Genomic DNA, 26,338 nt, shown 5'->3' with positions numbered 1-26,338 from the left:
TTATTTTAATTTGTTGTTCAATGTTTTCAATCGAATACTAGTTAACACCTTTTTGGTGTATAATGGAAAATCTGCATTCATAATCCAGTTGTAATAACCCGGATTTTCTGCTAACACCTCTAAAACGGTTCTGTTTTTATATTTTCCAAACGTAAAAACTTCTTCATCTTTGTCGTTAAACTGAATAAAACCTGCAAAATCTGCTCTTTTTTTATGAGACGAATACGCACTTAAATCAGCAACATTCGTTCCAATATCGTCGTACTTCTCTATTTGAGCTAATAATATTTCATAAGTTGCATTGGTATCTGCCTCTGCAGAGTGTGCCCCCTCTAAATCTTTATCGCAATAAAATTTGTATCCAGCGGTTAAAGTTCTTTGTTCTTTCTTGTGAAAAATAGTTTGAACATCAACAAACTTTACATTGTCTAAATCAAAATCTACCCCAACTCTTAACATTTCTTCAGCCAAGAGAGGCACATCAAATCTGTTAGAATTAAATCCTGCCAAATCACAACCTTTAATCAACTCATGAACCTGAGGAGCTAATTGTTTAAAAGTAGGTTCTGTAGCTACTTTCTCATTTGTAATTCCGTGAATTTCTGAAGATGCTGCTGGAATTTCCATTTCTGGATTTACCAACCAAGTTTTACTTTCTTTATTACCGTTAGGAAATACTTTTAAAATTGATATTTCTACGATTCTATCTTTAGCTATATTGATTCCTGTTGTTTCTAAATCGAAAAAGGCAATAGGTCTTGTTAATTCTAATTTCATGGAGTTTGTATATAAGAGTAAATTTAAAAAAATCGATACAATCCTTTAAAGATATCCATATTAAATACCACAACTTATCAACTAAAATGATGAACCTCCTATTATGAATTATAAAAATTAAAATAAACTTACTTTAAAGTGCGTTACATTAACTTAAAAAACACAGACTACAGAGCTCTCTAAGAAAATGAGAACAAAAACACACAGAGCTGTTATAAAACATAAAACAGACCAAACAAACTATTCAACGACACTTTAATACTATTAATCGAAGTTTGAAACATTACTATCTATTTCCTTTTTAAATTTAGAGTATAACATTTTTCTTTTAAGCTTTTAGCAGTTTAAAATTTGATTACAAACACAACATATAAAAGTTTAGGTTCATAGCAAATTTTCCCAAAACATTATACTGTAACAAAATTTAAACAATACCGGACCCACAACAGATGGTAATAAAAGTTAAAAAAAGCCCCTAACATAGCAAGGGGCTTTTTTTATATCTATATGTGAAGGTTTTTAAATATTCGCTTCACCTAATTCTTTTAACTTTTCGGTATTTTCAGTCAACTTTAATTCATCAATAATTTTGTGAATGTCTCCATTTACAATATTTCCTAAATCATAAAGTGTCAATCCAATTCTGTGCTCTGTTACACGTCCTTGTGGGTAGTTATAAGTTCTAATTTTAGCAGATCTATCTCCACTAGCCACTAAAGAATTTCTTTTTGCAGAATCTGCAGCCAATTTTTTCTCTAATTCTTGCTCATACAAACGAGAACGTAAAACCTTCATGGCTTTGTCTTTGTTTTTATGTTGAGATTTTTGATCCTGACATTGTGCTACCAATCCTGTTGGAACGTGTGTTAAACGTACTGCTGAATAGGTTGTGTTTACCGATTGACCTCCTGGTCCCGAAGAACAAAAGTAATCAACACGGATATCACTCTGTTTCATATCAATATCAAACTCTTCAGCCTCTGGCAATACCATTACTGTTGCTGCAGACGTATGTACACGTCCTTGCGTTTCTGTTTGTGGTACACGTTGTACACGGTGCACTCCTGACTCAAACTTTAAATCCCCATAAACATCATCTCCAGAAACACTAAAAATAATTTCTTTAAATCCTCCAGAGGTTCCATCAGCAATATCTTCTACTTCACATTTCCAACCTCTACTACTAGCGTACTTGGTATACATTCTATACAAATCTCCAGCAAAAATACTAGCTTCATCACCACCAGTACCTGCTCTAATTTCTACGATTACGTTCTTAGCATCTTCTGGATCTTTAGGAATCAACATAAATTTAATTTCCTCTTCTAACTGAGGAAGTCTTTCGTTACCTTCTTCCAATTCCATTTTAGCCATCTCCACCATCTCAGCATCAGATCCGTCTGAAATAATTTCTTTAGCTTCCTCTATATTCCCTAAGATTGTTTGATACTCGTTACCTTTTTCAACAACCTTATTTAAATCTTTATATTCCTTATTAAGTTTAGCATAACGTTTTTGATCTGTAATAACATCTGGTTGGATGATTAAATCTGAAACTTCATCAAAACGCTGCTTTACTATTCTTAATTTATCTAACATGTTCTATTTTTTGTAGTACGCAAAATTACAATTTAAAATTGAATTGTAGAATTAATATTCACACAGCAAAAAAGTACTTTTTAAACACAAAAAAACCCCAAAGCAAAAGCTTTGAGGTTTTAGTCGCACTAAATAAACTAAGATGTTGAGTTTATCGTAACCTATCTACAGATTTTACGAGATCTTCATCTTTCTTAATTGCTTTGTTTGCCATGACTAGCAAAACAATAATAGCAATTGGAAAATAAATCCCAATACCTTTCTCAGAAATATTCATTTCTCCAGGTAATGTTAGAGATACGTACATCAATACACTCAATAAATAGAAGTTGATCAGAATGTTTAACCTACCTACAACAAATTGATTTTGTCTTTTTTTATAACTAAAAATTGCGACTATAGACAAAATTGCTGAGAGTATAAAAAACACTCCTACTGATTTTAAAAGAACTGAGCTATTTGTAAAAGTATCCGCTAAAAATAGCTCAACCCCCTGACTAAGCGTAAAAAAAGAAAATAAATTAGTCAACACACCTGCAATTATAAATGCAGCAAATAAATAAACTGTTTGAATTCTTTGAATCATGCTTTTCTAAATAACTGACACAAATTTACATATTCTTTTTATTTATTAAAGACTTTGCCACATTAAAAAAAAAACTATATTTGTTTTAGCTAAGTAAGCTATTACAGTACAAATACTTATATACTGTAATTAATTTTCAAAAAAAATCAAATATCAAATTGCAATCGTATAATTGTTAAAACATCTATACCCTAATTGCGTTTTTTTATTATCATCATACATACTATAAATGTTCGAAATTTCTCAATTAAAAGCAAAAACACTTGCGGATTTGCATGAAATTGCAAAGACAATTGGATTAAAAAAAACAAGTCAATTAAAAAAAATGGACTTGATTTATAAAATTTTAGATGAACAAGCCGCTATCGCTGCTAACACACCTGAAGCTCCAAAAAACACAGAAAAAGAAGTTGTAAAATCTGAACCTAAGAGAAAACCTCGTGTTGCAAAAACTGTAGACAGTAACGACAAAGCTCCTAAAGCTCCACGAAAACAACCTCAGAAACAACCGCAACAAGAAACAGTAGCAATTCCTAATATTGAAGATGCTATCACAGAAGAGGTCCCTAAAAAACCTAAGGTAGTTAATGAAAAACCTTCAACTCCTACTCCTAGAAAAAAGGTACACCCTAAGCCTAAAAACAAAGAAGTTACCACAGAGAATAATGAGAGTGCCAAAACAAGCACTCCTCAACAAAATAATAACAACCCAAACAACAACACTCCCAACCCTAGAAAAAATAATCCTAGAAACAACAAGAACAACAAAGGAAAGAGTCCTAAAGATCCTAACTATGAGTTTGATGGAATTATTGAAAGTGAAGGAGTTTTAGAAATGATGCCTGATGGGTATGGATTTTTAAGATCCTCAGATTATAATTATTTATCTTCTCCTGATGATGTCTATGTATCTCAATCTCAAATTAAATTATTTGGTTTAAAAACAGGAGATACGGTTAAAGGAATTGTAAGACCTCCTAAAGAAGGAGAAAAATATTTCCCATTAATTAGAGTTTCTAAAATTAATGGATTAAACCCTAAAGAAGTTAGAGACCGTGTTTCTTTTGAACACCTTACTCCTCTTTTCCCTGAAGAAAAATTCAACTTATCTGGAGGTAGAAGTTCTTTATCTACAAGAATTATAGATTTATTTGCTCCTATTGGTAAAGGGCAACGTGGTATGATTGTAGCACAACCTAAAACAGGTAAAACTATGTTATTAAAAGACATAGCCAATGCCATTGCAACCAATCACCCAGAAGTATATCAGTTAGTTTTATTAATTGATGAAAGGCCTGAAGAAGTTACAGACATGCAACGTAACGTTAAAGGAGAGGTAGTTGCCTCTACTTTTGACGAACCTGCAGACAAACACGTAAAAGTTGCTAATATTGTTTTAGAAAAAGCAAAGCGTTTGGTAGAATGTGGTCACGATGTTGTAATCTTATTAGACTCTATTACACGTTTGGCAAGAGCATACAATACCGTAGCTCCTGCATCTGGAAAAATATTATCTGGAGGTATTGATGCCAATGCATTACACAAGCCTAAACGTTTCTTTGGAGCGGCTCGTAATATAGAAGGTGGTGGCTCTTTAACCATTATTGCTACTGCGTTAACAGAAACAGGTTCTAAAATGGACGAAGTTATCTTTGAAGAATTTAAAGGAACAGGTAACATGGAACTTCAATTAGATAGAAATATTTCTAACAGACGTTTATACCCTGCTATGGACTTAATCAAATCTAGTACTCGTAGAGATGATTTATTACTAGACGAAAAAACTGTACAACGTATGTGGGTACTAAGAAAATACCTAGCAGACATGAACCCTGTAGAAGCTATGGAATTTATAAAAGATAGGATAAAAGGAACCAAAAATAATGATGAGTTCTTAATCTCTATGAACGGATAAACTTACAACAACACAATTATAAAAAGGCTTGAAAGTAACTACTTTCAAGCCTTTTTATTTTACTCAACATCTACTAAACAAGACATATGTTCTACAAATTAGCGTATTCGTAATAAAAAACAACAATCATTAACAATACTTTAGCAGTTCATTAAACATTAACTATTAAATACTAAACACTATGAAAAAAATTACGTTATTATTATCTTTTTTATTAACAACATTGTTTGTAAATGCACAAACTGTTACAATTACTTCAATCAACGGTACAGATGCCGATACTTATATATCAGCAAATTCTCCTTTTGCAGGTAACACTGTTTTAACTGTAGTTCTTACCTACCAAAACGCCACAGGAGACTTGACCCTTAGATTACTTGACGGTTGGTCACCTATAGCAAATACTGCAGAAACCAAAACAACGATTAAGGGTGATCCAGCTGACAATACTCTAACATTTACTCTAACTATACCTGAAGTTTCTCCAGCAATCACAACAGCTAGAATACAAGCTTTTGGTAGTGGTGGCCAAACAAAAATCATTGGAATCCAAGAGTCTGATGTAGAAGTATCCGCTAATGTTACCATTACGTCAATCAATAACTCTACACCAACAGAATACCATACATCAACTAGTGGTGAACTAACAGAAGGAGAAACCCTTACTATTGGTGTAGATTTTACAGCTTTGAAAAAAGATCCTACAAGAGATAATCTTGACGTAAGAGTACGCTTTATCAAAAACAACTACACAGAAATACCTGAAGGAGTGATCGGAACAACAATTGTAACTAATAGTGATTCAGAACAGTCTACTACGGTAAGTGTAACTGTTCCTAATATATCTGAAAACCTTACCGGTGTAAGAATACAAGTACTTGGATATGGATTTAGCGCAGGTAGTGACATTACAATAAACAGTTATGTAACAGAATTATTCAACATAGATGCTTCAACATTATCTACTAATAAACTTACTTTAGAAGGAGTTAGCGTAAATGGAAACGCAATATCTCTAGGATCACAGCACAAAAGTGACAATTACACAATATTCAACATCTTAGGAAAATCTGTAAAAACAGGTAATATTGATTCACAAATTAATATCTCAGAATTATCTAGTGGTGTTTATTTTTTAATAACAGACAAGGGTAGTTTAAAGTTTGTAAAATAATATTTACTAAATTTCTTCACCTCTTTTTCTTCACCTCTTTAAAAAGGCTGTCAATTTTAAAATTGACAGCCTTTTTTGTTTTTAATTAAGTATTCTTACCAAACAAACAAAACCCTTCAACTAATACGTAATCAATCTAAATAAGCTAATCATTTAACATACAGTATTTTAATTGAAACCAATCTAATAACTTCATACTTAGATATTTTGAACCCCAAAAAAATAGAGGGTAAATTTTACCATATTAACAACAAAACACACCAGTAAATAAATTATTCACAACAAAACAACAATATTCAATTAACAAAGTTATGTAACTACTCTGATAGTTTGATATTCATTAATATTTACGTAATTTTGTCGCCTATATTTTTAAAATATGATACAGAAACAAGGACTATACTTACCAGAATTTGAACATGAAAACTGTGGTGCAGGTTTTATTTGTAACCTTAAAGGTGAAAAAACCAACCAAATTATTCATGATGCATTAGAGATTTTAGTGAAACTAGAACACCGTGGAGGTGTTAGTGCCGACGGGAAAACCGGAGATGGTGCTGGATTATTAATTGACATCCCTCACGATTATTTTAAAAGAGTTTGTGATTTTGAAATTCCTGAGCAACGCAAGTATGCTGTTGGAATGGTGTTTTTACCAAAAAACACGAATCAACACAAATTTTGTAAAGATGTTTTCGAAAAAGAAATTGCAAACCAAGGATTAACCGTTTTAGGTTGGAGAGAAGTTCCTGTGGACTCTTCTCAACTAGGGGAAATCGCTTTGGCATCTGAACCAAATATTGAGCAGTTATTTATTGCTCAAGGTGATTTAGAAGAAAATATTTTTAGAGCTAAGTTATATGCTGCACGTAAAATTACGGAGCACGCTATTCGTAACTCTAAAATGTCTGAAGCTAGTTACTTTTACTTACCTTCTTTATCTAATACTACACTTATTTACAAGGGTATTATTATGCCAGAAGATATTGGACCTTACTATACAGATTTACAACAACCTGATTTAGTAACTAGATTAGCATTAGTACACCAACGTTTTTCTACCAACACAATGCCTGCTTGGGAGTTAGCACAACCCTTTAGATTCTTATGTCAGAATGGGGAAATTAACACCTTAAGAGGAAACGTTTCTAGAATGCGTGTACGTGAAGAGATCATGAAGTCTGATGTTTTTGATGCAGCAACCATGGAAAAATTATTCCCAATAATTTTACCAGGAAAATCAGATTCTGCTTCTATGGATATGTCTGTTGAGTTGTTAACACTTACAGGTCGTTCTTTACCAGAAGTAATGATGATGACGATTCCTGAAGCTTGGGAAAAACACGCTACTATGTCTGAAGACAGAAAAGCGTTTTACGAATACAACTCTTGTATTATGGAACCTTGGGATGGTCCTGCCTCAGTTCCTTTTACAGATGGAGATTATGTAGGAGCTTTATTAGACCGTAACGGTTTAAGACCTTCTCGTTACACAGTTACTAAGAGTGGTAAATTAATCATGTCATCAGAAGTTGGTGTGGTAGAGATTGCTCCAGAAGATATTGTTAGCCATGGTCGTTTAGAGCCAGGTAAAATGTTCTTAGTAGACATGAACAAAGGAAAAATCATTGAAGACGAAGAGATTAAGAACAAAATTTGTTCTGAAAGACCTTACAAAGAATGGTTAAACAAAAATAGCTTACGATTAAAAGACGTTCCTAACGATAATAAAAATTGTCCAATCGAAACATTGGATTTAAAAACTCGTCAACGTTTATACAACTATACTATTGAAGATATTCAAGAAGTAATTGTTCCAATGGCACAAGAAGGTAAAGAAGCCTTAGGTTCTATGGGTATTGATACTCCTGTTGCTGTTTTATCAGACAGACCTCAATTAGTACCTAACTACTTTAAGCAATTATTTGCTCAGGTTACCAACCCACCTTTGGATGGTATTCGTGAAGAAGTAGTTACTGATATTAGTTTAGCTTTAGGTAATGACAAAAACATTTTTGACATTACTGCTGAACAATGTCACAAATTAAGAATTCAAAATCCTGTGATCTCTAATAATGATTTAGAGAAAATTAGAAATATAAACATCGATGGTTTCAAAGCTGAAACAATTGAAATGTTATATGACAAGGTAAAAGGGATGAATGGTTTAGAAGATGGTTTAGAAGAAATCATCACTAAAATTACCAAAGCTGTAGACAACGGAGTAAACATTATCATTTTATCTGATAGAGGTGCTTCTAAAGAAAAAGCTCCAATTCCATCATTATTAGCCTGTTCTTATGTACACCATCAAATGAACCGTTTACGTAAGCGTTCTTATTTTGATATTGTAATAGAATCTGCTGAGCCTCGTGAACCACATCATTTTGCTACCTTATTCGGATACGGTGCTTCTGCTGTAAACCCTTATATGGTAAACGAAATTATCCGTTTACAAGTAAAAGAAGGATTTATTGAGTTAGATGAGCAAAAAGCTGTAGATAACTTTAACAAAGCTATTGGTAAAGGAATCTTAAAAGTAATGAACAAGATTGGTATTTCTACGTTACACTCGTACCGTGGGTCTCAAATCTTCGAAATTGTAGGTTTCAACTCAGAATTCGTAAACAAATATTTCCCTTACACTGCTTCTAGAATAGAAGGTATTGGATTGTACGAAATTGAAAAAGAAATTAACGAAAGATATAAATACGCATATCCAGATACATACATCGACAAACGTTTAGGTTTAAACATTGGTGGTGATTATAGATGGAGACGTAATGGTGAACGTCATATTTTTAACCCTACAACCGTTGCTAAATTGCAACAAGCTGTACGTTTAAATGACCAAGCTTCTTACGACGTATATAAAAACGCAATTAACGAACAAGCAAAAGGATTGTTAACTATCCGTGGATTGTTTGAATTTACAAACTATGATCCAATTCCAGTTGAAGAAGTGGAACCATGGACAGAAATTGTAAAACGTTTTAAAACTGGTGCCATGTCTTATGGTTCTATTTCTCGTGAAGCTCACGAGAACTTAGCCATCGCAATGAACCGTTTAGGTGCAAAATCTAACTCAGGTGAAGGTGGTGAAGACAGAAGACGTTTCCAACCAGATGCAAACGGAGACAACAAAAACTCTGCTATTAAACAAGTAGCTTCAGGACGTTTTGGAGTAACATCTCACTACTTAAGTTCTGCTAAAGAGATTCAAATTAAAATGGCTCAGGGTGCGAAGCCAGGAGAGGGTGGTCAATTACCAGGTACAAAAGTTTTACCTTGGATTGCTGATGCTCGTAACTCAACTCCTTTTGTAGGATTGATTTCTCCTCCTCCACACCACGATATTTATTCAATTGAGGATTTAGCTCAGTTAATTTACGATTTAAAGAATGCGAACCGTGAGGCACGTATCAACGTAAAATTAGTATCAGAAGTAGGAGTTGGAACCATTGCTGCCGGAGTTGCAAAAGCAAAAGCAGATGTCGTTTTAATTTCTGGATATGATGGTGGTACTGGAGCTTCTCCTTTAACCTCATTAAAGCACGCTGGTTTACCTTGGGAACTTGGTTTGGCAGAAGCACAACAAACATTGGTATTAAACAACTTACGATCTCGTATTGTTGTTGAATGTGATGGTCAGTTAAAAACTGGACGTGATGTTGCTATTGCTGCATTATTAGGTGCTGAAGAATTTGGATTTGCAACAGCTCCATTAGTAGCTTCTGGATGTATTATGATGCGTAAGTGTCACTTAAACACATGTCCAGTAGGTATTGCTACTCAAGATAAAGAATTACGTAAGAACTTTAAGGGTACTCCTGAACACGTAATTAACTTCTTCTACTACGTAGCAAATGAATTAAGAGAAATTATGGCTCAATTAGGATTCCGTACAATGGATGAAATGGTGGGTCAAACTCAAAAGATTAATGCTAACAACGCAATTGATCATTATAAGGCTAAAGGATTAGATTTATCTGCCATCTTGCACCAGCCTGCTGGTTACAGTGACTTACCTGTTAAGAACATTGAAAAACAAGATCACAATTTAGAAAATGTACTTGACTTTACCATTTTAAAAGATGCTCACGCAGCTATCTTTAGAAAAGAAGTAACTACATTAAACTATCCTATTGGTAACACAAACCGTTCTGTTGGTGCAATTGTATCTAACGAAATTTCTAAAATTTATGGTCACTTAGGATTACCTGAAGACACATTAAACTTAAACTTTACAGGTTCTGCTGGACAAAGTTTAGGAGTATTTGGTGCACATGGTATTACTTATACTGTAGAAGGAAATACAAACGATTACTTAGGTAAAGGTTTGTCTGGAGGTAAAATTATTGTGAAGAAACCAGCTAAAGCTGATTTTGTAGCAGAAGACAACATTATTGTTGGTAACGTTTGTTTATTTGGAGCAGTAAACGGTCAGGCATACATTAACGGTATTGCAGGTGAACGTTTTGCAGTTCGTAACTCTGGAGCAACTACAGTTGTAGAAGGTCTTGGAGATCACGGTTGTGAATACATGACAGGTGGTGTAGTTGTTGTATTAGGAGACACAGGTAGAAACTTTGCAGCAGGTATGTCTGGAGGTTATGCTTATGTATTAAACACTACAGGACAGTTTACAAACGGATTGTGTAACGAAGAAACAATTGACTTTGATCCAATTACTGCAGAAGATGCAGCTGAATTAAAAGGATTAATTGAAAGACACGTTGCTTATACAGACAGTAACAGAGGTAAAGAAGTATTAGCTGACTGGGAAAATAGCTTAGCTAAATTTGTAAAAGTAATGCCTAAAGAATACAAAGTAGCTTTAGAACGTATTGCTAACGAAGAACCAATGTTTGAAGAATTAACAGTATCATAATATGGGAAAAGTAACTGGATTTAAAGAATTCGAAAGAAAAGACGAATCGTACAAAGCTGTTGAAGAGCGTGTACATAATTATAATGAATTTACAGTCCCATTAAGTGAGGCTGAAATTACAGAGCAAGGTTCACGTTGTATGGACTGTGGTATTCCTTTCTGTCACAGTGGTTGTCCATTAGGAAATTTAATTCCTGATTTTAACCACATGGTGCACCAAGGGGAATGGCAAAAGGCTTCTTTAATTTTACATTCTACAAACAACTTTCCTGAGTTTACTGGACGTTTATGTCCAGCACCTTGTGAAAAAGCGTGTGTATTAGGTATTATAGAAGATCCTATTTCTATTGAAAATATTGAAAAGAATATTGTAGAGCGTGCCTTTAAAGAAGGATGGATTAAACCACAACCACCTAAAAACAGAACAGGTAAAACTGTAGCTGTTGTAGGTTCTGGACCTGCTGGATTAGCTGCTGCTCAACAATTAAACAGAGCTGGACACTTAGTTACTGTTTTTGAAAGAGATGATGAAGTTGGAGGATTGTTACGTTACGGTATTCCTAACTTTAAAATGGAAAAAGGAATTATAGACCGTCGTGTAGCTATTTTAGAAGCAGAAGGTATTGTTTTTAAGAAAAATGCGAACGTTGGTGTAAATGTTTCTATTGAAGAATTAAAAGCTTTTGATGCTATTACCTTATGTGGTGGAGCAACTCAAAGACGTTCTTTACCAACTCCTGGTATTGATGCAGATGGTGTTGTGCAAGCAATGGATTTCTTAACACAACAAACTAAAGTTGTTTTTGGAAAAGAAGTAAAAGATCAAGTATTAGCAACGGGTAAAGATGTCATCGTTATTGGTGGTGGAGATACAGGTTCTGACTGTGTAGGTACTTCTAACCGTCAAGGAGCTAAATCTGTGGCTAACTTTGAAATTATGCCTAAGCCTCCTGGACATAGATCACCATCTACTCCATGGCCTTATTGGCCTTTACAGTTAAAAACATCTACTTCTCACAAAGAAGGGTGTGATCGTAACTGGTTGATCAACACAAAAGAATTTATCAAAGATAAAAACGGAAAATTAACAGCTTTAAAAACTGTTAATGTGGAGTGGAAAATGGTTCCTGGACAAAGACCTCAATTAATTGAGATTGAAGGTTCTGAAAAAGTTTGGCCTTGTGATTTAGCATTATTAGCCTTAGGATTTACAGGTCCTGAAGCAACAATTGCTGAACAATTAGGAATTGAGACTGATGCTCGTTCTAATTACAAAGCTGAATACGGAAGCTACCAAACAAACATTCCAAATGTATTTGCTGCTGGAGATATGCGTAGAGGACAGTCATTAATCGTTTGGGCAATTTCTGAAGGTCGTGAAGCTGCTCGTCAAGTAGATATTTTCTTAATGGGTAAATCTGATTTACCTTCTAAAGATATTGCTGGAGATTTAGTAGGTGTTCAATAACATACTACTTATTTATAAAAAGAAAAACCTCGCTATTAGCGAGGTTTTTCTTTTTAAATACATCTGTTACTTCTTTAACTAATAATTATATTAGCTATATGGATACAGCTAACATCAAACAATTAAAAACAGAACTTAATCATTTAGACAGAAATGAATTAATTGAAATTGTTCTAAGGTTGTCTAAATTTAAAAAGGAGAATAAAGAACTCTTAACCTATTTATTGTTTGAAACGCAAAACGAAGAAGAATATATTCATGAAATTAAATTAGAGGTTGATGAACTATTTAAGAGTATGAATACCACATCTTATTTCTATATGAAAAAGACCATCAGAAAAATTTTAAAACTGATAAAAACCTACATAAGATATTCTAACGTTAAAGAAACTGAAGTAGAATTGTTATTGTATTTCTGTAAAAAACTAACAACACTTAGACCTTCTATCACCAAAAATCAGCAATTATTAAATCTATTTCACAGAGAATTAAAGTTGATTGAAAAGAAAATGACAACTCTACATGAGGATTTACAGTTTGATTATAAGACTAGGTTAGAAAATTTAAAATCATAAAAAAACCACGCTGTAGATAGCGTGGTTTTTTCTTCTTTACTTATTCTTCTTTTTGCCAAACTCTAATGTAGTCTATTTCATATACTGCTGGTAAATCTTCTTCGGTAGGTAGCCCTAACCATGGAAACGTTTCTGAATCTACCCATATTTTATAATCCACATCTGTGACCCATCTTTCTAAATCGGTACCATTATTAGTAACCAACGCTTTCGTTAGATTTCCTTGTTCATGTAAAACACCATCAATATAAATTTTAATAGCATCGGCAGACCATTCAAAACCATACACATGAAAATCATCGGCTGTATTATGGGCTACTTGTATATTGGTTGTATAAGCAGGTCCTAATCCGTCTGGTAAGTAGTATTTGTTATTAGGATCCCAACTAATGGCATTGTATTTTAATCGCTTTCGCCACGCATCTACAGTTTTATGACCTCCAAAGGTTTCAAACATGTCTAGTTCCGACTTATTTCCAGTAGTCCAAAATGAGCTAGTTACAGGAGCTTTAGCAGATTTGCTTTTAATCTCCATATAACCGTATTTAAAATATCTTTTTCCCACCAAAGCTGCGGTAGTTATGTTTTCATACTTGTATTCTACTCCTCCAACGGTTTGAGTTTTTTCGGTATTAAAGTCAAAATCGGGTTCCCATTTAGAAACCAACTTTAAAATTCCGTTTTCTATGTTAATATTTTGGGTAGAAAATTGAGAAGGTGCTCTTCCTATAAAGTTGGATACATACACTCCTCCCTTACCTTGAATATGCCATCTATCTTCATCTAAATCTGTAGCATTAAACTCATCACTTATTTCTTCATTCAACACCCAATTTCCCGTATTCTTAAGATCCGATTGAGGTAATATAACTTCTTCTACAGGTTCTGGTTCTTTTTCCTCAGGCAACTCTTTAATAATGTCTAATAGAGGATCATCTTCAACATCATTACCCGTACAAGAACTAGCTATTAATAAAAAAGATAAGAAAACAATTTTTTTAAAAGCAAATGAAAGATAGCTCATATTTGATAATTTTTTAATATTATCACAAAACTACCTGATATTAACCATTATAATAAGCACTATTTTATCAAATCGATAATAAAGAATGACTTATACGTAATTATAAGTACTAAAAAAGCCTCATATAATTATGAGGCTTTGATTTAGATCCATTGTTTAGGATTCATTAATACGGTGATTAACTTTTCTTCCCAACTATCTTTTTCTGGTTCATGACAATAATGCCATTGCACATGTGGCGGTAAACTCATTAAGATAGATTCTATTCGACCATTGGTTTTTAAACCAAAAAGCGTTCCTCTATCGTGTACTAAATTAAACTCCACATAACGACCTCTACGAACTTCTTGCCAATCGCGCTGTGTTTTAGTATATTCTAATTCTTTGCGTTTTTCTACAATAGGTACATAACTTTCTAAAAAGCTGTTTCCTACTTCTGTTACAAAATCATACCATTGATCTAATGACATTTGCTCTGTAGGTTTGCAATAATCAAAAAACAAACCACCAATTCCACGAGCTTCGTTTCTGTGAGCGTTCCAAAAGTAATCGTCACATTTCTTTTTATACAAAGGATAAAATTCTGAATTGTGTTTGTCACAAGCTGTTTTACATACGGTGTGGAAATGAATTGCATCCTCATCAAACAAATAATAAGGAGTTAAATCTTGACCTCCACCAAACCATTGTGTAACCACATTTCCTTGCTCATCATACATTTCAAAATACCTCCAATTTGCATGTACGGTTGGCACCATTGGATTTGTAGGATGAATCACTAAACTCAATCCGCAAGCATAAAAATTACCTGCCTCTACTCCAAATTGTTTGCGCAAAGCCATAGGTAATTCTCCGTGTACAGAAGAAATATTTACTCCTCCTTTCTCAAACACTTTACCGTTCGATATCACACGAGTTCTACCTCCACCTCCTTCGGGTCTATCCCATAAGTCTTCAACAAATGTAGCTTCACCATCCACAGCTTGTAAACCTGTACAAATAGTATCTTGTAATTGTTGTATGTATTTGTAAAATTGATCTTTCATTTATTTTGAGTATCGAGTAGTGAGTAGCAAGTAACAAGACTTTTTACTCAGATTCTTACTAGATACCTGGTACTTGATACCAGATACTAAATACTGTATTCTTTAACCGCATCAATAAACGCTCCGGCATTCTCTAAACCAATGTTTGGTAAAATACCGTGTCCTAGATTTACAATGTATTTATCTTTTCCAAAAGCATCAATCATTGTTTTTACTTGCTTTTTAATTTCTGCAGGTGGTGAGAACAAACGAGTAGGATCAAAATTACCTTGTAAAGTAACTTTATCACCCGCTAATTTTCTTGCCCATTCTGGGGTAATTGTCCAATCTACTCCTAAAGCAGCAGCATTAGATTTAGACATTTCTTCTAAAGCAAACCAACATCCTTTTCCAAAAGCAATTACAGGAGCATCGTCTTTTAAAGCTTCTATAATTTGATTGATGTATTGCCAAGAAAATTCTTGATAATCTACCGGAGATAACATTCCTCCCCAAGAATCAAAAACTTGAACAGCGTTTACTCCTGCCTCTACTTTTTTCTTTAAGTAAGCAATCGTTGTATCTGTAATTTTTTGTAACAAAGCATGAGCTGCTAAAGGTTGTGTAAAACAAAACTCTTTGGCTTTGTCAAAATTCTTTGACCCTTGTCCTTGAATACAGTAACATAAAATTGTCCATGGAGAACCTGCAAATCCAATTAATGGAATTTCATCGTTCAACATTTCTTTAGTCAACTTAATAGCATCCATTACATAGCCTAAAGTCTCATCAATATCTGGAACTATTACATTCTCCACATCTTGCATGGTACGAATAGGATTTGGCAACCAAGGTCCAATTCCGTTTTTCATTTCCACTTCAATATTCATTGCTTGTGGAATGACCAAAATATCTGAAAACAAAATAGCAGCATCCATTCCGTATCTACGAATAGGTTGTACTGTAATTTCCGCCGCTAATTCTGGTGTTTGACAACGTGTAAAGAAATCGTATTTCTTTTTTATTTCTTGAAACTCTGGTAAATATCTTCCCGCTTGTCTCATCATCCAAACTGGAGGTCTTTCTACTGTTTCGCCTTTTAAGGCTCTAAGGTATAGGTCGTTTTTCATTTTAGTTTATTTGGGTATCAAGTAGCAGGTAACAGGTATCAAGTACTTGAGATTTTATTTTTAAGGTGTCTATTAAAATTGAAAAGCATTTTTTGAATCTTTATTATTTTACTATTCGATTTTTCAAAATCTTCTTTTGATAAAACACCTATTTCTAATGCGATTATTAACTGAGTTTCTACTTCATAAGCCGAACCAATAGCAATGGTAATAAATCTAGAGAATTCTTTTGTACTACTTCTCCCCGCACCTTCTGCAATATTAGAAGGAATAGAAACAGTTGCTCTGTTCAATTGAGAAGTAATACCATACTGTTCGGATTTAGGAAAAGATTGGGTCATCTTATAAATAAACACACTAAAATCTTTAGCCTCAATCCAAACATTCAATTCTTTAAAATTATGCATAAAATACTTGCTACTTGCTACTTGCTACCTGAGACATAGAAACATCAATCGCCACTTCTAACTTTTTTAGCTCTCTTACAGTTAATGACGATGATAAAAACCATGCTTCAAATTGAGAAGGTGGTAAAAACACACCATTTTCAATCATAGCCCAGAAAAACTTTGCATACTTTGACGTATCCGATTTTTGTGCATCTGCAAAATTTGTTACTTCTTCCGCTCCAAAAAATGGATTGATCATAGAACCAAATTTGTTTACTGTTAAGTTTACTCCGTATTTTTTAGCAGAGGTCAATAAATAGTTTTCTATTTTTTCTGCTACCAGGTTGAATTTTTTATAGGGATTTTGTTTTTCTAATTCTGTTAACGTAGAAATTCCAGCAGCCATAGCTATTGGATTACCAGACAAGGTTCCAGCCTGATACATTCCTCCTAAAGGAGCAACGTTTTCCATAATTTCGTTACTAGCTCCATAAGCTCCTACAGGAAAACCTCCTCCAATTACTTTTCCTAAACAAGTAATATCTGCTTGTATTCCTACTAATTCTTGAGCTCCTCCAAATTGAGAACGAAAACCTGTCATTACCTCATCACAGATTAATAACACTCCTCTTTCTTTGGTTAATTTTCTTAGTCCTTTGATAAAATCATCACTAGGTTTTACAACTCCCATATTACCTGTAACAGGTTCTAAAATAACTGCTGCTACATCGTTATATTTATCTAAATGAGCTTTTACACTTTCTAAATTATTGTATTCTGCTATTAAGGTGTTTTCCACCGCTTGCGATGGAACTCCTTTAGATCCTGGTAAACTTAAGGTAGCCAAACCAGAACCTGCCGCTACCAACATCGCATCCATATGCCCGTGATAACAACCCGAAAATTTTACAATTTTATCAAAACCAGTATGGGCTCTTGCCAAACGAATAGCGCTTAACACAGCTTCTGTACCTGAATTTACAAAACGAACTTTATCCATTCCTGGAAAAGCATCGCATACAATTTTGGCTAATTTAATTTCAGCATGTGTAGAGGCTCCAAAAGAATATCCTTTTTTTAAAGCTCTAGAAATTGCTTTCTCTACCTTTTTGTTTCTGTGCCCTAATATCATAGGACCATAAGACAGTACCAAATCAATATATCTGTTTCCATCTACATCTTTAATATAGGCTCCTTTTGCTTTGTCTATAAACAACGGATTTCCACCTACAGATGCAAATGCTCTTACAGGAGAGTTTACCGCTCCTACTAAGTTTTCACATCCTTTTTTGTATAAAATTTCTGAATTTTTAAATTCCATTTTTTTGTATTTATATCAGGTACTAAATTTTCTTATTTTTTTAAAAGCACTTTAGCTACTTCTTTGGCAAAATAGGTAATGATAATATCTGCTCCTGCTCTTTTCATAGACAATAAAGACTCCATCATTACTCTTTCTCCATCAATCCAACCTTTTTCTGCTGCTGCTTTTACCATGGCATATTCTCCACTTACATTGTAACAAGCAATAGGTCTATCAAAATCTTCTTTTAAATCTCTAATAATATCTAAATAAGATAAAGCTGGTTTTACCATTAAAATATCTGCTCCTTCTTCATCATCAAAAGAAGCTTCTCTGTGCCCTTCTAATCTGTTTGATGGATCCATTTGGTAGGTTCTTCTGTCTCCAAATGTAGGTGCTGAGTCTGCTGCATCTCTAAAAGGTCCATAAAATGCGGATGCATATTTTACAGAATACCCCATAATTGGGATGTTTGGAAAACCACTAGCATCCAATGCTTCTCTCATGGTTGCAATAGTTCCATCCATCATTCCTGATGGTGCTACCATGTCTACCCCTGCTTTGGCATGAGAAATGGTTTGCTTTGCTAAGTTGATTAAAGTTGCATCGTTATCTACATCATTATCATGAATAATTCCACAATGACCGTGACTTGTATATTCACAAAAACAAACATCTGTAATTACATACAAACTAGGATAGTTCTTTTTAATAAAACGAACTGCTTGTTGCATAATTCCATTGTCGTTCCATGTTTCTGTACCTTCCTCATCTTTTTCTGATGGAATTCCAAATAATAAAACGGCAGGAATGTTTAAAGCAACTACCTCATCCAATTCCTTAGAAATTCTATCTAACGAAAAACGAAAGATTCCTGGCATAGAAACAATTTCTTTTTCTATGTTTTCTCCTTCTTCAATAAACAAAGGATAGATTAAATCATCAACGGTAAGGTTGTTTTCTTTAACCAATCTTCTAATTCCTTCGGATTTTCTTAATCGTCTTGTTCTATTCATTTCTTAGTAGTTAGTACATAGTAGTTAGTACAAAGACTATCGTGCTACGCAATTTATTACTCTTAGTACTCTGTACTTAATATTTTGTACTATATTATTTCTTTTACTTTTGCAATTACTGATTCTACCGTAGTTTCATCAGCTATATAAACTTCTTCAAAACTATTTAATGCTTCTGTTGCTGTGGTTACTCCAATACAAACTACTGGAGCAAGCGTTGCTTTGTTTTTTTGTAAATAGCTCTTAATTCCTGAAGGGCTATAAAACAAAATAGCATCAAAGGGTTTGTTTATTTTTTGAGGAACTAAAGTAGTTGTATATACTTTATATTCGGTAACCAACACTCCGTTTTCTGCCATGATACTTGGCAAATCATCATTTTTTAAATTTCCACAAAACCAACTTATTTCTTTTAACAAATGAGTTTCTTCTGAAAATTTATGAGCTAGTACTTGAGCCAATTCTGCTGCATTATTTGCAACTACTGCTACCTTAATTCCATATTTTTCTAACAAAGATTGTGTTTTTGTACCTACACAATACACTGTTTTAAACCAATTGGCTTTATTTTGATGAATTTTAAATACGGAGCGCACACTGTTTGCACTCGTAAACACTGCGTTTTCTATCTTTTCTGTAATTTTAAAACCTTCTCCAAAAGAAATATCAATCATAGACACTTCTTCAACCTCATAGCTAGCTAACAGTTCTCGTTGGATATCGGTTAATATTTTAGTAGATAGAATTTTCACTTATTTCTTAATTACTTTTTTTATTTCTACCATTAGTGCTTTACCTCCATTGGCTAAAATTTCATTCGCACAGTCTACTCCTAAATCTTCAGCATTTTTAATGTTGGCAATTCTAAATACTCCTTTTTGATCTTTACCATCAATAGAACTTAATAAACCTTTAAAAGCAACTTTGTCTTCTATAATTTCTGCATATCCCCCAATTGGAGCTGTACATCCACCTTCTAAAGTACGCATAAAATCACGCTCTATACCTACGCACAAAGCTGTTTCTTTATGGTGTAATTTATCACAAGCCTCTAAAACTTCCGGATTAGATTCTAAAGCAGTAATCATAATAGCTCCTTGAGCTGGTGCAGGAATCATCCAATCTAGTACTATATGATTTTCTGGTAATAAATTAATACGCTCTAAGCCTGCTTGGGCAAAAATAGCTCCATTCCAATTTTGATCTTGTAGCTTTTTTAAACGCGTATTTACGTTTCCTCTTAAATCTGTTAAAGTATGTGTTGGATATTTGTGTAACCACTGTGCTGTTCTACGTAAACTTCCCGTAGCAATAGTAGCACCATTGGCTACTAAGTCCTCTTCTGTTCCTTTATAAACAACCACATCATTAACAGAGGCTCTTTCTAAAACAGCTGCTTGTACAATAGTTTCTGGTAATTGAGTAGGTACATCTTTTAAAGAATGAACAGCAATGTCTATTTGACCACGTAACATGGCAACATCTAACGTTTTTGTAAACACTCCCATACTACCTATTTGATGTAATGGAATGTCTAAAATTTCATCTCCTATAGATGATAGTTCTATAACCTCTGTTTGATATCCTAATGTTTCTAATTGACCTTGTACTAAGTGAGCTTGCCATAAGGCTAGTTCGCTATTTCTAGTACCTATTCTAATGATTTTACTCATGTAGCTTTTATAAAGTAGCGTTAAATATTTTACTTACAATTTCTATACTCTGGTCTACAGAAGTATTTTCATCTTTAAGATGCTTTACAAATTGTGTTGTAATTTTTTGAATAATTCTTGATGTAATTTGCTCTGCGTGTTCGGTATTAAACCCTTCAATCTTTTTTTGATGAAAATTAATTTCATCTTCTTGAATAGATTGTAACGATATTTTTAACGCGTTTACTGCCGGAGTAAATTTTCTATGATCTAACCAATACGCAAACTCTTGTTTGTGTTTGTTGATAATTTCTTGTGCTTTTGGAATTTCTGCTTGTCTTCTTTCTAAGGTTTTATCCGTAATTTTAGACAACTCATCAACATTGATTAAAGTAATGTTTTCAAAAGACTTTACCTCTTTAGCCACATTTTCTGGCATCGATAAATCTAAGACTAATAACTTTTTATTGTGATGAATGTGTTTAGCTGTAATAGTTGGCAATTCTGCACCAGTAGATACAATTAGAATATCGGCATCTTCTATTTCAACATCTAAATTCTCAAAAGTATTGATTGCTACATTCTGATGAGCTTCTGCAAACTCCATTGCTTTAGAGTGCGTTCTGTTAATTAAATGAATATTGGTATTCTCTGTATATTCAATTAAGTTTTTACAAGCATTTTTACCAATTTCTCCTAAACCATAAACCAATACACGTTTAGAATTGTAATTATCTACATTCTCTATAATATATTGAGTAGCTGCATAAGCAACAGATGTAGTACCAGAACTTAACTCTGTATTATTTTTAACATCTTTACTTGCTTGTAACACAGAATTCATCAATCTTTCTAAATAGGTATTGATGGCTCCATATTTTTGAGCTAATTGATATGCTTGTTTTAACTGACCAACTATTTCGTAATCCCCTAAAATTTGGCTTTCTAAACCTGTACCAATATTAAACAAATGTTGAATTGCTTCAGATCCTTTGTAAATATTAGAAAACCTAACAAATTCTTCTACCGTTCCATTAGAGTGTTCACAAAGCAAACTAATCAATTCAAACGGATGTTTAGCAAACCCCGTAATTTCAGTTCTGTTACAGGTAGAAACTACCATTACTCCATCAATCCCTTTAGATTTTGCATCTTTTAGCAAAGAGATTTGCTTTTGTTTTGACAAGCTAAATGCACTACGTGTTTCCACATCTGCTTTTTTATAACTTACTCCTACGTTGTAGAGCTTCGTTCCTATTTGTTTGTTATTCATATGTTCGCATACCATAAGTATCGACAAAAGTACTCTCAATATTTTTTTAATAATATCGATTAAAGGACTATAAACAACCCTTTAAGGTTTTTAGCCTAATTTAAAACAATTATAGATAACCTAAAACACAAGACAACACAGGCCATATATGATAAAAATCATAGAATAATGGATTCTTAAAACAACGTTAAAAAAAATATTTTAAACATCATTTTCTTGTCTTTTTAATGTAGTTTTGTAAAAGTATTGATAAAAAACCGCGATAAAAAATGCAACTTTTTGATCCTAAAAAATACCAAAACATCGATAGAAGTACTCCAATACTTATTGATGAAAACAACCTGTTTTCTTTGCTAACTTTAAGCAACAAGACATCTGATAATCAATACCATATATTTAAAACCCAACACAACTACATTCAGTTATTTTTTAATTTAAGAGAAACATCAACTGTTGCATTTAATATGGAGCATTGTGCCATCAATTTAAAAAATAATGAATCTGGTATGGTTTATTTTAACGAAGAACAAACCAATATTCTATTTAATCTTGCTCCAGATTCAGAAATTATAGCCATGTTAATTCCTGTTCAATATTTTCACTCTTTATTTACTACCGAGGAAAATTACTTGCTAAACTTTGACAACTTTGTTATTGGAAAACCTATTATAGAAACCAAAGCAACTACACCTGCACAACAAGTAGTGTTGCATCAAATTTCTAACAAACCCGATAACTCTCCGCTAAACAATTTGTTTTTAAAAGCAAAAGCATACGAATTATTTAGCTTGTACTTTAGCAATACAGAAGATAGCAGTAGCGATAATTGTCCGTTTATATCTAACGAGGACACTATGACTCAATTAAAAAAAGCAAAAGATATTATTATAGAAAACATGGCCGATCCTCCTTCTTTGGATGAACTGGCTAAAACAGTTGGTTTAAATATTAAAAAACTAAAACAAGGATTTAAAGAAGTGTACGGAACCCCTGTTTTTACTTTTTTACTGAATTACAAATTAGAATTTTCTAAAAAGCTGTTGTTAGAAAACAAACTAAATGTTAATGAAATTGGAAACAGAGTTGGTTACAGCACCTCTAGTCATTTTATAGCTGCTTTTAAAAGAAAATTTGGTATTACACCTAAACAGTTTACCAAACAAAACAATGCTTAATGGAACAACTAAGTCACACTAAAGTTCTAAATACAAAACAGACTTTTCCCATAGTGGTTATTGGTGAAGAGCTAAGAACCCCCCAAAACGTTGGTATGAGCATGAGAACTTCTGAAGCTTTTGGAATTGATGCTTTTTACCTAAACAGCAATTCTCCAGACACCTCTAACAGATTGGTACAAAGAACTGCTAGAAACACAGACAAGACATTAACTATTATTAGTTATGATAACATTCTTACTCTTATTACTAAATTAAAGCAAGAAGGTTATACAATTATTGCTTTAGAAATAACAGACCACAGCAAAAACATACAAGATTATAATTTTACCACTCACGCTAAAATAGCCCTACTTATTGGTTCCGAAAGGTTTGGAATTCAAGAAGAAGCCTTAAAAATGTGTGATGATAGCATACACATTCCCATGTTTGGTTTAAACTCTTCTATGAATGTGGTAAACAGCTTAAGCGTTAGCTTATACGAAATAACAAAACAATTAAATAACCAATAAGTCCTCTTAACATGAAAGGAATATTATTAGTAAACTTAGGATCTCCCAAAAGCACGTCGGTTAAAGATGTTCGTGATTATTTGGATGAATTTTTAATGGACAGCAGAGTTATTGATACTCCATACATAGGAAGATGCTTGTTAGTTAAAGGAATTATATTAAACACCAGACCTAAACAATCTGCCAAAGCTTACAGTAAAGTATGGACAGATGAAGGATCTCCATTAATTGTTATTTCTGAAAAATTTACAAAAAAAGTAAAAACCAAAGTAGCGGCTCCCGTTGCCTTGGCCATGAGATATGGAACACCATCTATAGAAACAGGAATTACAGAACTAGCCAACCAAGGAGTTGATGATATTTTAATAGTTCCTATGTATCCACAATTTGCCATGGCAACTACAGAAACTATTGTAGTACTTGCAGAACAAATTATAAGAGATAAGTTTCCACATATAAAACTAACCGATTTTCCTGCTTTTTACAACAAGCAAGAATATATTGATGTACTTTCTAAAAGTATTCAAGAAGGATTAGACCAAGAAGATTTTGATCACTTATTATTTTCTTATCACGGAGTTCCAGAAAGACATATCAAAAATTCTGATGTTACAGGAAATCATTGTAAACTAAACGGAGAATGCTGTAATACAAAATCTGATGCACATGAGTTTTGTTACAGACATCAATGCTACGAAACTACCAAACAAGTAGTTCATAAACTAGGATTACAACCTGGTTTTTACAGCACTTCTTTTCAGTCTAGATTAGGAAAAGATCCTTGGCTACAACCTTATACAGATGCTACTATTAATGATAGAGCTCAGAACGGAATTAAAAAACTAGCTGTAGTTACTCCTGCTTTTGTTGCCGATTGTTTAGAAACTATTGAAGAAATAGGAATGGAAGCCAAAGAAGAATTTGAAGAAAACACAGGAGAAGTGTTTAAAACAATTCCTTGCCTAAACGATAGAGAAGACTGGGTAGATGTTATGAGTACTTGGCTAAACAACTGGTTAAACAAATAAGTATGGAATATTTATACATAAAATCCTTACACATTATTTTTGTGGTTACTTGGTTTGCTGGGTTATTCTACATGGTTCGTCTTTTTATTTATCATAAAGAAGCAGACGATAAAGAAGAGAACGTTAGATATATTCTACAACAACAATACAAGCTAATGGAAAAAAGGCTTTGGTACATAATTACCTGGCCGTCTGCTATTATTACAGCTATTACTGCTAGTTGTTTGCTGTATCTATCTCCAGGATTTTTAACACAAAGTTGGATGTGGGTAAAACTATCTTTTGTAGCAGCTTTGTTTATTTATCAATTTATTTGTCACAAAATATTTAAACAACTACAAAATAATGTCTGCAAATATTCTACTATGCAATTGCGTTTATGGAACGAAGTTGCAACCATTATTCTATTTGCTGTTGTTTTTTTAGTTGTCTTAAAAAACTCCATTACTTGGATTTGGGGAGTTATAGGAATCTTTCTAGTTTCTATCATACTTATGCTAATGGTTAAAGTTTACAAAAAGCTAAGAGCCAAAAGCAGCTGGGATGAAAACGATAACAATTAAAATAAAAAAGACGATGTAAAAACATCGTCTTTTTTATTTTAAATAGATTACCTCTCCTCTACCATCAGAAGAGTTACTACCAATTACAAAGTTGGTTGAATTTGGTAATATTTTAAATAGAACATTGTGAAACCTATGTGTTCCTATTTGATTGATAATATTTTGAAATGACATAGATTTTTCTTCAAACCAAATTTCTTCAATTTCCAATTCCCTAATATATTCTTCTAACTTAATAAGTTCTGATACAGGGATTCTTTTAATCTTTTTATTTAACTGTAAATCTATATTGATATCTCTATCTCCAACAAATAAAACATTAGTGGTATCTTCTATTAATATGGTAGCGTTAGACAATTGAAAATATTTAATCCAGAACCACATTTTAACCCCTAAACGCATTACTAAAAAATCTAGCCCCGTAAGCTTAAAGTGTTTTTTGTAAAAAATATTCATAGCTCCGTAAAAATGCCTTAAATACTTTACATCTTTTCTGGTACATTCTCCTTTATAGTGAATAACTACAGACTTTCCATAATAATAATTAGTATAACCTTGTTGAGTTAGTTTGTAGCTTAAATCTATATCCTCACCATACATAAAGTAGTCTTCGTCAAAACCTCCAACTTCTAAATACCTATTGCGTTTCATCAACATAAAAGCACCTACAAGCACCTCTATTTTTCCAATTCCATCTTTTGTTAAATAACTTGAATAATAGCCATACTTATTAGAACCTATCATTCTTCCAATAGAATTTTTAGGTGTAGGTAGTCCTCTTTTACTTTCTGGTAAAAAAACCCCAGTACCATCAATTAATCTAACGGTTAACGCTCCTAGATCACTCTGCTCATCTGCAAAAGGTAATATTTCTTTAAAAAGACATTCTCCAACAACAGTATCTGGATTTAATATTAATACATACTCTCCTTTAGCAATGGCAACTCCTTGGTTATTTGCTTTAGAAAACCCTACATTTTCGGTATTTTCTATTAAAATAGTTTGAGGAAAAACTTCTTTTACCATCTGACAACTATCATCCTTAGACACATTGTCTACTACAATTACCTCAGCATCTATATGCTCTATAGCTTTATATACACTCAGCAAACACTGGTGCAAAAAATAACGAACATTATAATTTACAATAACTACCGATACTTTCATATATACTACAGGGAATCTCTTTATATTATCAAGACCGAAGATATAAAATATATCTAGCAATATACTTACAAGAAAACATTTGTTTACTCCTACAAA

The 26,338-nt window shown here is 33.1% G+C and carries 22 protein-coding genes; 9 read left to right on the top strand and 13 right to left on the bottom strand.

From position 1 onward, the window contains the following. The 3 genes from GGR97_RS02410 to GGR97_RS02400 form a co-directional block, all read right to left on the bottom strand. Positions 1-777 carry a 3'-5' exonuclease gene (locus tag GGR97_RS02410; protein ID WP_167896832.1) on the bottom strand — a complete coding sequence of 259 codons (777 nt, stop codon included), beginning with the start codon at positions 775-777 and terminating at the stop codon, positions 1-3. A 519-nt stretch (positions 778-1,296) separates the two neighbouring features. After that, positions 1,297-2,376, bottom strand: a complete 1,080-nt coding sequence (gene prfA, locus GGR97_RS02405) for a peptide chain release factor 1 (RefSeq protein ID WP_167896831.1) — start codon at positions 2,374-2,376, stop codon at positions 1,297-1,299. Between the two features lie 151 nt (positions 2,377-2,527). Beyond that, positions 2,528-2,962 (bottom strand): DUF4293 domain-containing protein, encoded by a 435-nt coding sequence (locus GGR97_RS02400; RefSeq protein WP_167896830.1) that lies wholly within the window; start codon positions 2,960-2,962, stop codon positions 2,528-2,530. A gap of 229 nt (positions 2,963-3,191) precedes the next feature. Here GGR97_RS02400 and rho point away from each other — a divergent pair, with 229 nt between their 5' ends. From rho to GGR97_RS02375, 5 genes are all read left to right on the top strand, one after another. After that, positions 3,192-4,877, top strand: coding sequence for a transcription termination factor Rho (rho, locus tag GGR97_RS02395; protein ID WP_167896829.1), 1,686 nt, complete (start codon positions 3,192-3,194; stop codon positions 4,875-4,877). 181 nt (positions 4,878-5,058) lie between these two features. Further along, positions 5,059-6,051, top strand: a complete 993-nt coding sequence (locus tag GGR97_RS02390; RefSeq protein WP_167896828.1) for a T9SS type A sorting domain-containing protein — start codon at positions 5,059-5,061, stop codon at positions 6,049-6,051. Positions 6,052-6,430: 379 nt separating this feature from the next. Further along, entirely contained in the window at positions 6,431-10,942 is a 4,512-nt protein-coding gene (gene gltB, locus GGR97_RS02385) for a glutamate synthase large subunit (protein ID WP_209272307.1), read from the top strand. 1 nt (position 10,943) lies between these two features. Continuing rightward, a complete protein-coding gene (locus GGR97_RS02380) occupies positions 10,944-12,410 on the top strand; it encodes a glutamate synthase subunit beta (RefSeq protein ID WP_167896827.1) in 1,467 nt (488 codons plus the stop codon). A 98-nt stretch (positions 12,411-12,508) separates the two neighbouring features. Continuing rightward, positions 12,509-12,985: a hypothetical protein gene (locus GGR97_RS02375; protein ID WP_167896826.1), complete on the top strand. Its 477-nt coding sequence runs from the start codon at positions 12,509-12,511 to the stop codon at positions 12,983-12,985. Positions 12,986-13,025: 40 nt separating this feature from the next. On the opposite strand, the gene GGR97_RS02370 is transcribed toward GGR97_RS02375, so the two are convergent. The 9 genes from GGR97_RS02370 to hemA all read right to left on the bottom strand — a co-directional run bounded on the left by GGR97_RS02370 (position 13,026) and on the right by hemA (position 21,797). Next, positions 13,026-14,009 carry a family 16 glycosylhydrolase gene (locus GGR97_RS02370; RefSeq protein ID WP_167896825.1) on the bottom strand — a complete coding sequence of 328 codons (984 nt, stop codon included), beginning with the start codon at positions 14,007-14,009 and terminating at the stop codon, positions 13,026-13,028. A gap of 143 nt (positions 14,010-14,152) precedes the next feature. Further along, complete coding sequence (hemF, locus tag GGR97_RS02365; protein ID WP_167896824.1) at positions 14,153-15,055, bottom strand: oxygen-dependent coproporphyrinogen oxidase; 903 nt, start codon at positions 15,053-15,055, stop codon at positions 14,153-14,155. Between the two features lie 86 nt (positions 15,056-15,141). Continuing rightward, positions 15,142-16,164, bottom strand: a complete 1,023-nt coding sequence (hemE, locus tag GGR97_RS02360; protein ID WP_167896823.1) for a uroporphyrinogen decarboxylase — start codon at positions 16,162-16,164, stop codon at positions 15,142-15,144. A gap of 38 nt (positions 16,165-16,202) precedes the next feature. Then, a complete protein-coding gene (locus GGR97_RS02355) occupies positions 16,203-16,553 on the bottom strand; it encodes a four helix bundle protein (protein WP_245229438.1) in 351 nt (116 codons plus the stop codon). 28 nt (positions 16,554-16,581) lie between these two features. Beyond that, positions 16,582-17,874: a glutamate-1-semialdehyde 2,1-aminomutase gene (hemL, locus tag GGR97_RS02350; RefSeq protein WP_167896821.1), complete on the bottom strand. Its 1,293-nt coding sequence runs from the start codon at positions 17,872-17,874 to the stop codon at positions 16,582-16,584. A 32-nt stretch (positions 17,875-17,906) separates the two neighbouring features. After that, positions 17,907-18,872 carry a porphobilinogen synthase gene (gene hemB / locus GGR97_RS02345; protein WP_167896820.1) on the bottom strand — a complete coding sequence of 322 codons (966 nt, stop codon included), beginning with the start codon at positions 18,870-18,872 and terminating at the stop codon, positions 17,907-17,909. A gap of 89 nt (positions 18,873-18,961) precedes the next feature. Continuing rightward, positions 18,962-19,624 carry a uroporphyrinogen-III synthase gene (locus GGR97_RS02340; RefSeq protein ID WP_167896819.1) on the bottom strand — a complete coding sequence of 221 codons (663 nt, stop codon included), beginning with the start codon at positions 19,622-19,624 and terminating at the stop codon, positions 18,962-18,964. Beyond that, entirely contained in the window at positions 19,625-20,545 is a 921-nt protein-coding gene (gene hemC / locus GGR97_RS02335) for a hydroxymethylbilane synthase (protein ID WP_167896818.1), read from the bottom strand. A gap of 7 nt (positions 20,546-20,552) precedes the next feature. Beyond that, complete coding sequence (gene hemA, locus GGR97_RS02330) at positions 20,553-21,797, bottom strand: glutamyl-tRNA reductase (protein WP_167896817.1); 1,245 nt, start codon at positions 21,795-21,797, stop codon at positions 20,553-20,555. A gap of 269 nt (positions 21,798-22,066) precedes the next feature. Here hemA and GGR97_RS02325 point away from each other — a divergent pair, with 269 nt between their 5' ends. Genes GGR97_RS02325 through GGR97_RS02310 form a run of 4 tightly spaced genes read left to right on the top strand, consistent with a single transcriptional unit; the run spans position 22,067 to position 25,075 of the window. Then, positions 22,067-22,972 (top strand): helix-turn-helix domain-containing protein, encoded by a 906-nt coding sequence (locus GGR97_RS02325; protein WP_167896816.1) that lies wholly within the window; start codon positions 22,067-22,069, stop codon positions 22,970-22,972. Further along, on the top strand, positions 22,972-23,484 hold the full coding sequence (locus GGR97_RS02320) for a TrmH family RNA methyltransferase (protein ID WP_167896815.1): 513 nt from the start codon (positions 22,972-22,974) through the stop codon (positions 23,482-23,484). The genes GGR97_RS02325 and GGR97_RS02320 overlap by 1 nt, the downstream gene beginning before the upstream one ends. Positions 23,485-23,495: 11 nt before the next feature. Then, complete coding sequence (hemH, locus tag GGR97_RS02315) at positions 23,496-24,512, top strand: ferrochelatase (RefSeq protein WP_167896814.1); 1,017 nt, start codon at positions 23,496-23,498, stop codon at positions 24,510-24,512. Between the two features lie 2 nt (positions 24,513-24,514). Then, on the top strand, positions 24,515-25,075 hold the full coding sequence (locus GGR97_RS02310; protein ID WP_167896813.1) for a CopD family protein: 561 nt from the start codon (positions 24,515-24,517) through the stop codon (positions 25,073-25,075). 33 nt (positions 25,076-25,108) lie between these two features. Here GGR97_RS02310 and GGR97_RS02305 read toward each other — a convergent pair whose 3' ends face one another. Further along, entirely contained in the window at positions 25,109-26,242 is a 1,134-nt protein-coding gene (locus tag GGR97_RS02305) for a glycosyltransferase family 2 protein (RefSeq protein ID WP_167896812.1), read from the bottom strand. Positions 26,243-26,338: the final 96 nt, after the last annotated feature.

This window comes from Wenyingzhuangia aestuarii, from assembly GCF_011927765.1.
Lineage (GTDB): Bacteria > Bacteroidota > Bacteroidia > Flavobacteriales > Flavobacteriaceae > Wenyingzhuangia > Wenyingzhuangia aestuarii.
The sequence above is the reverse complement of the archived record's forward strand: the minus strand, read 5'-3'. Positions and strand labels throughout refer to the sequence as shown.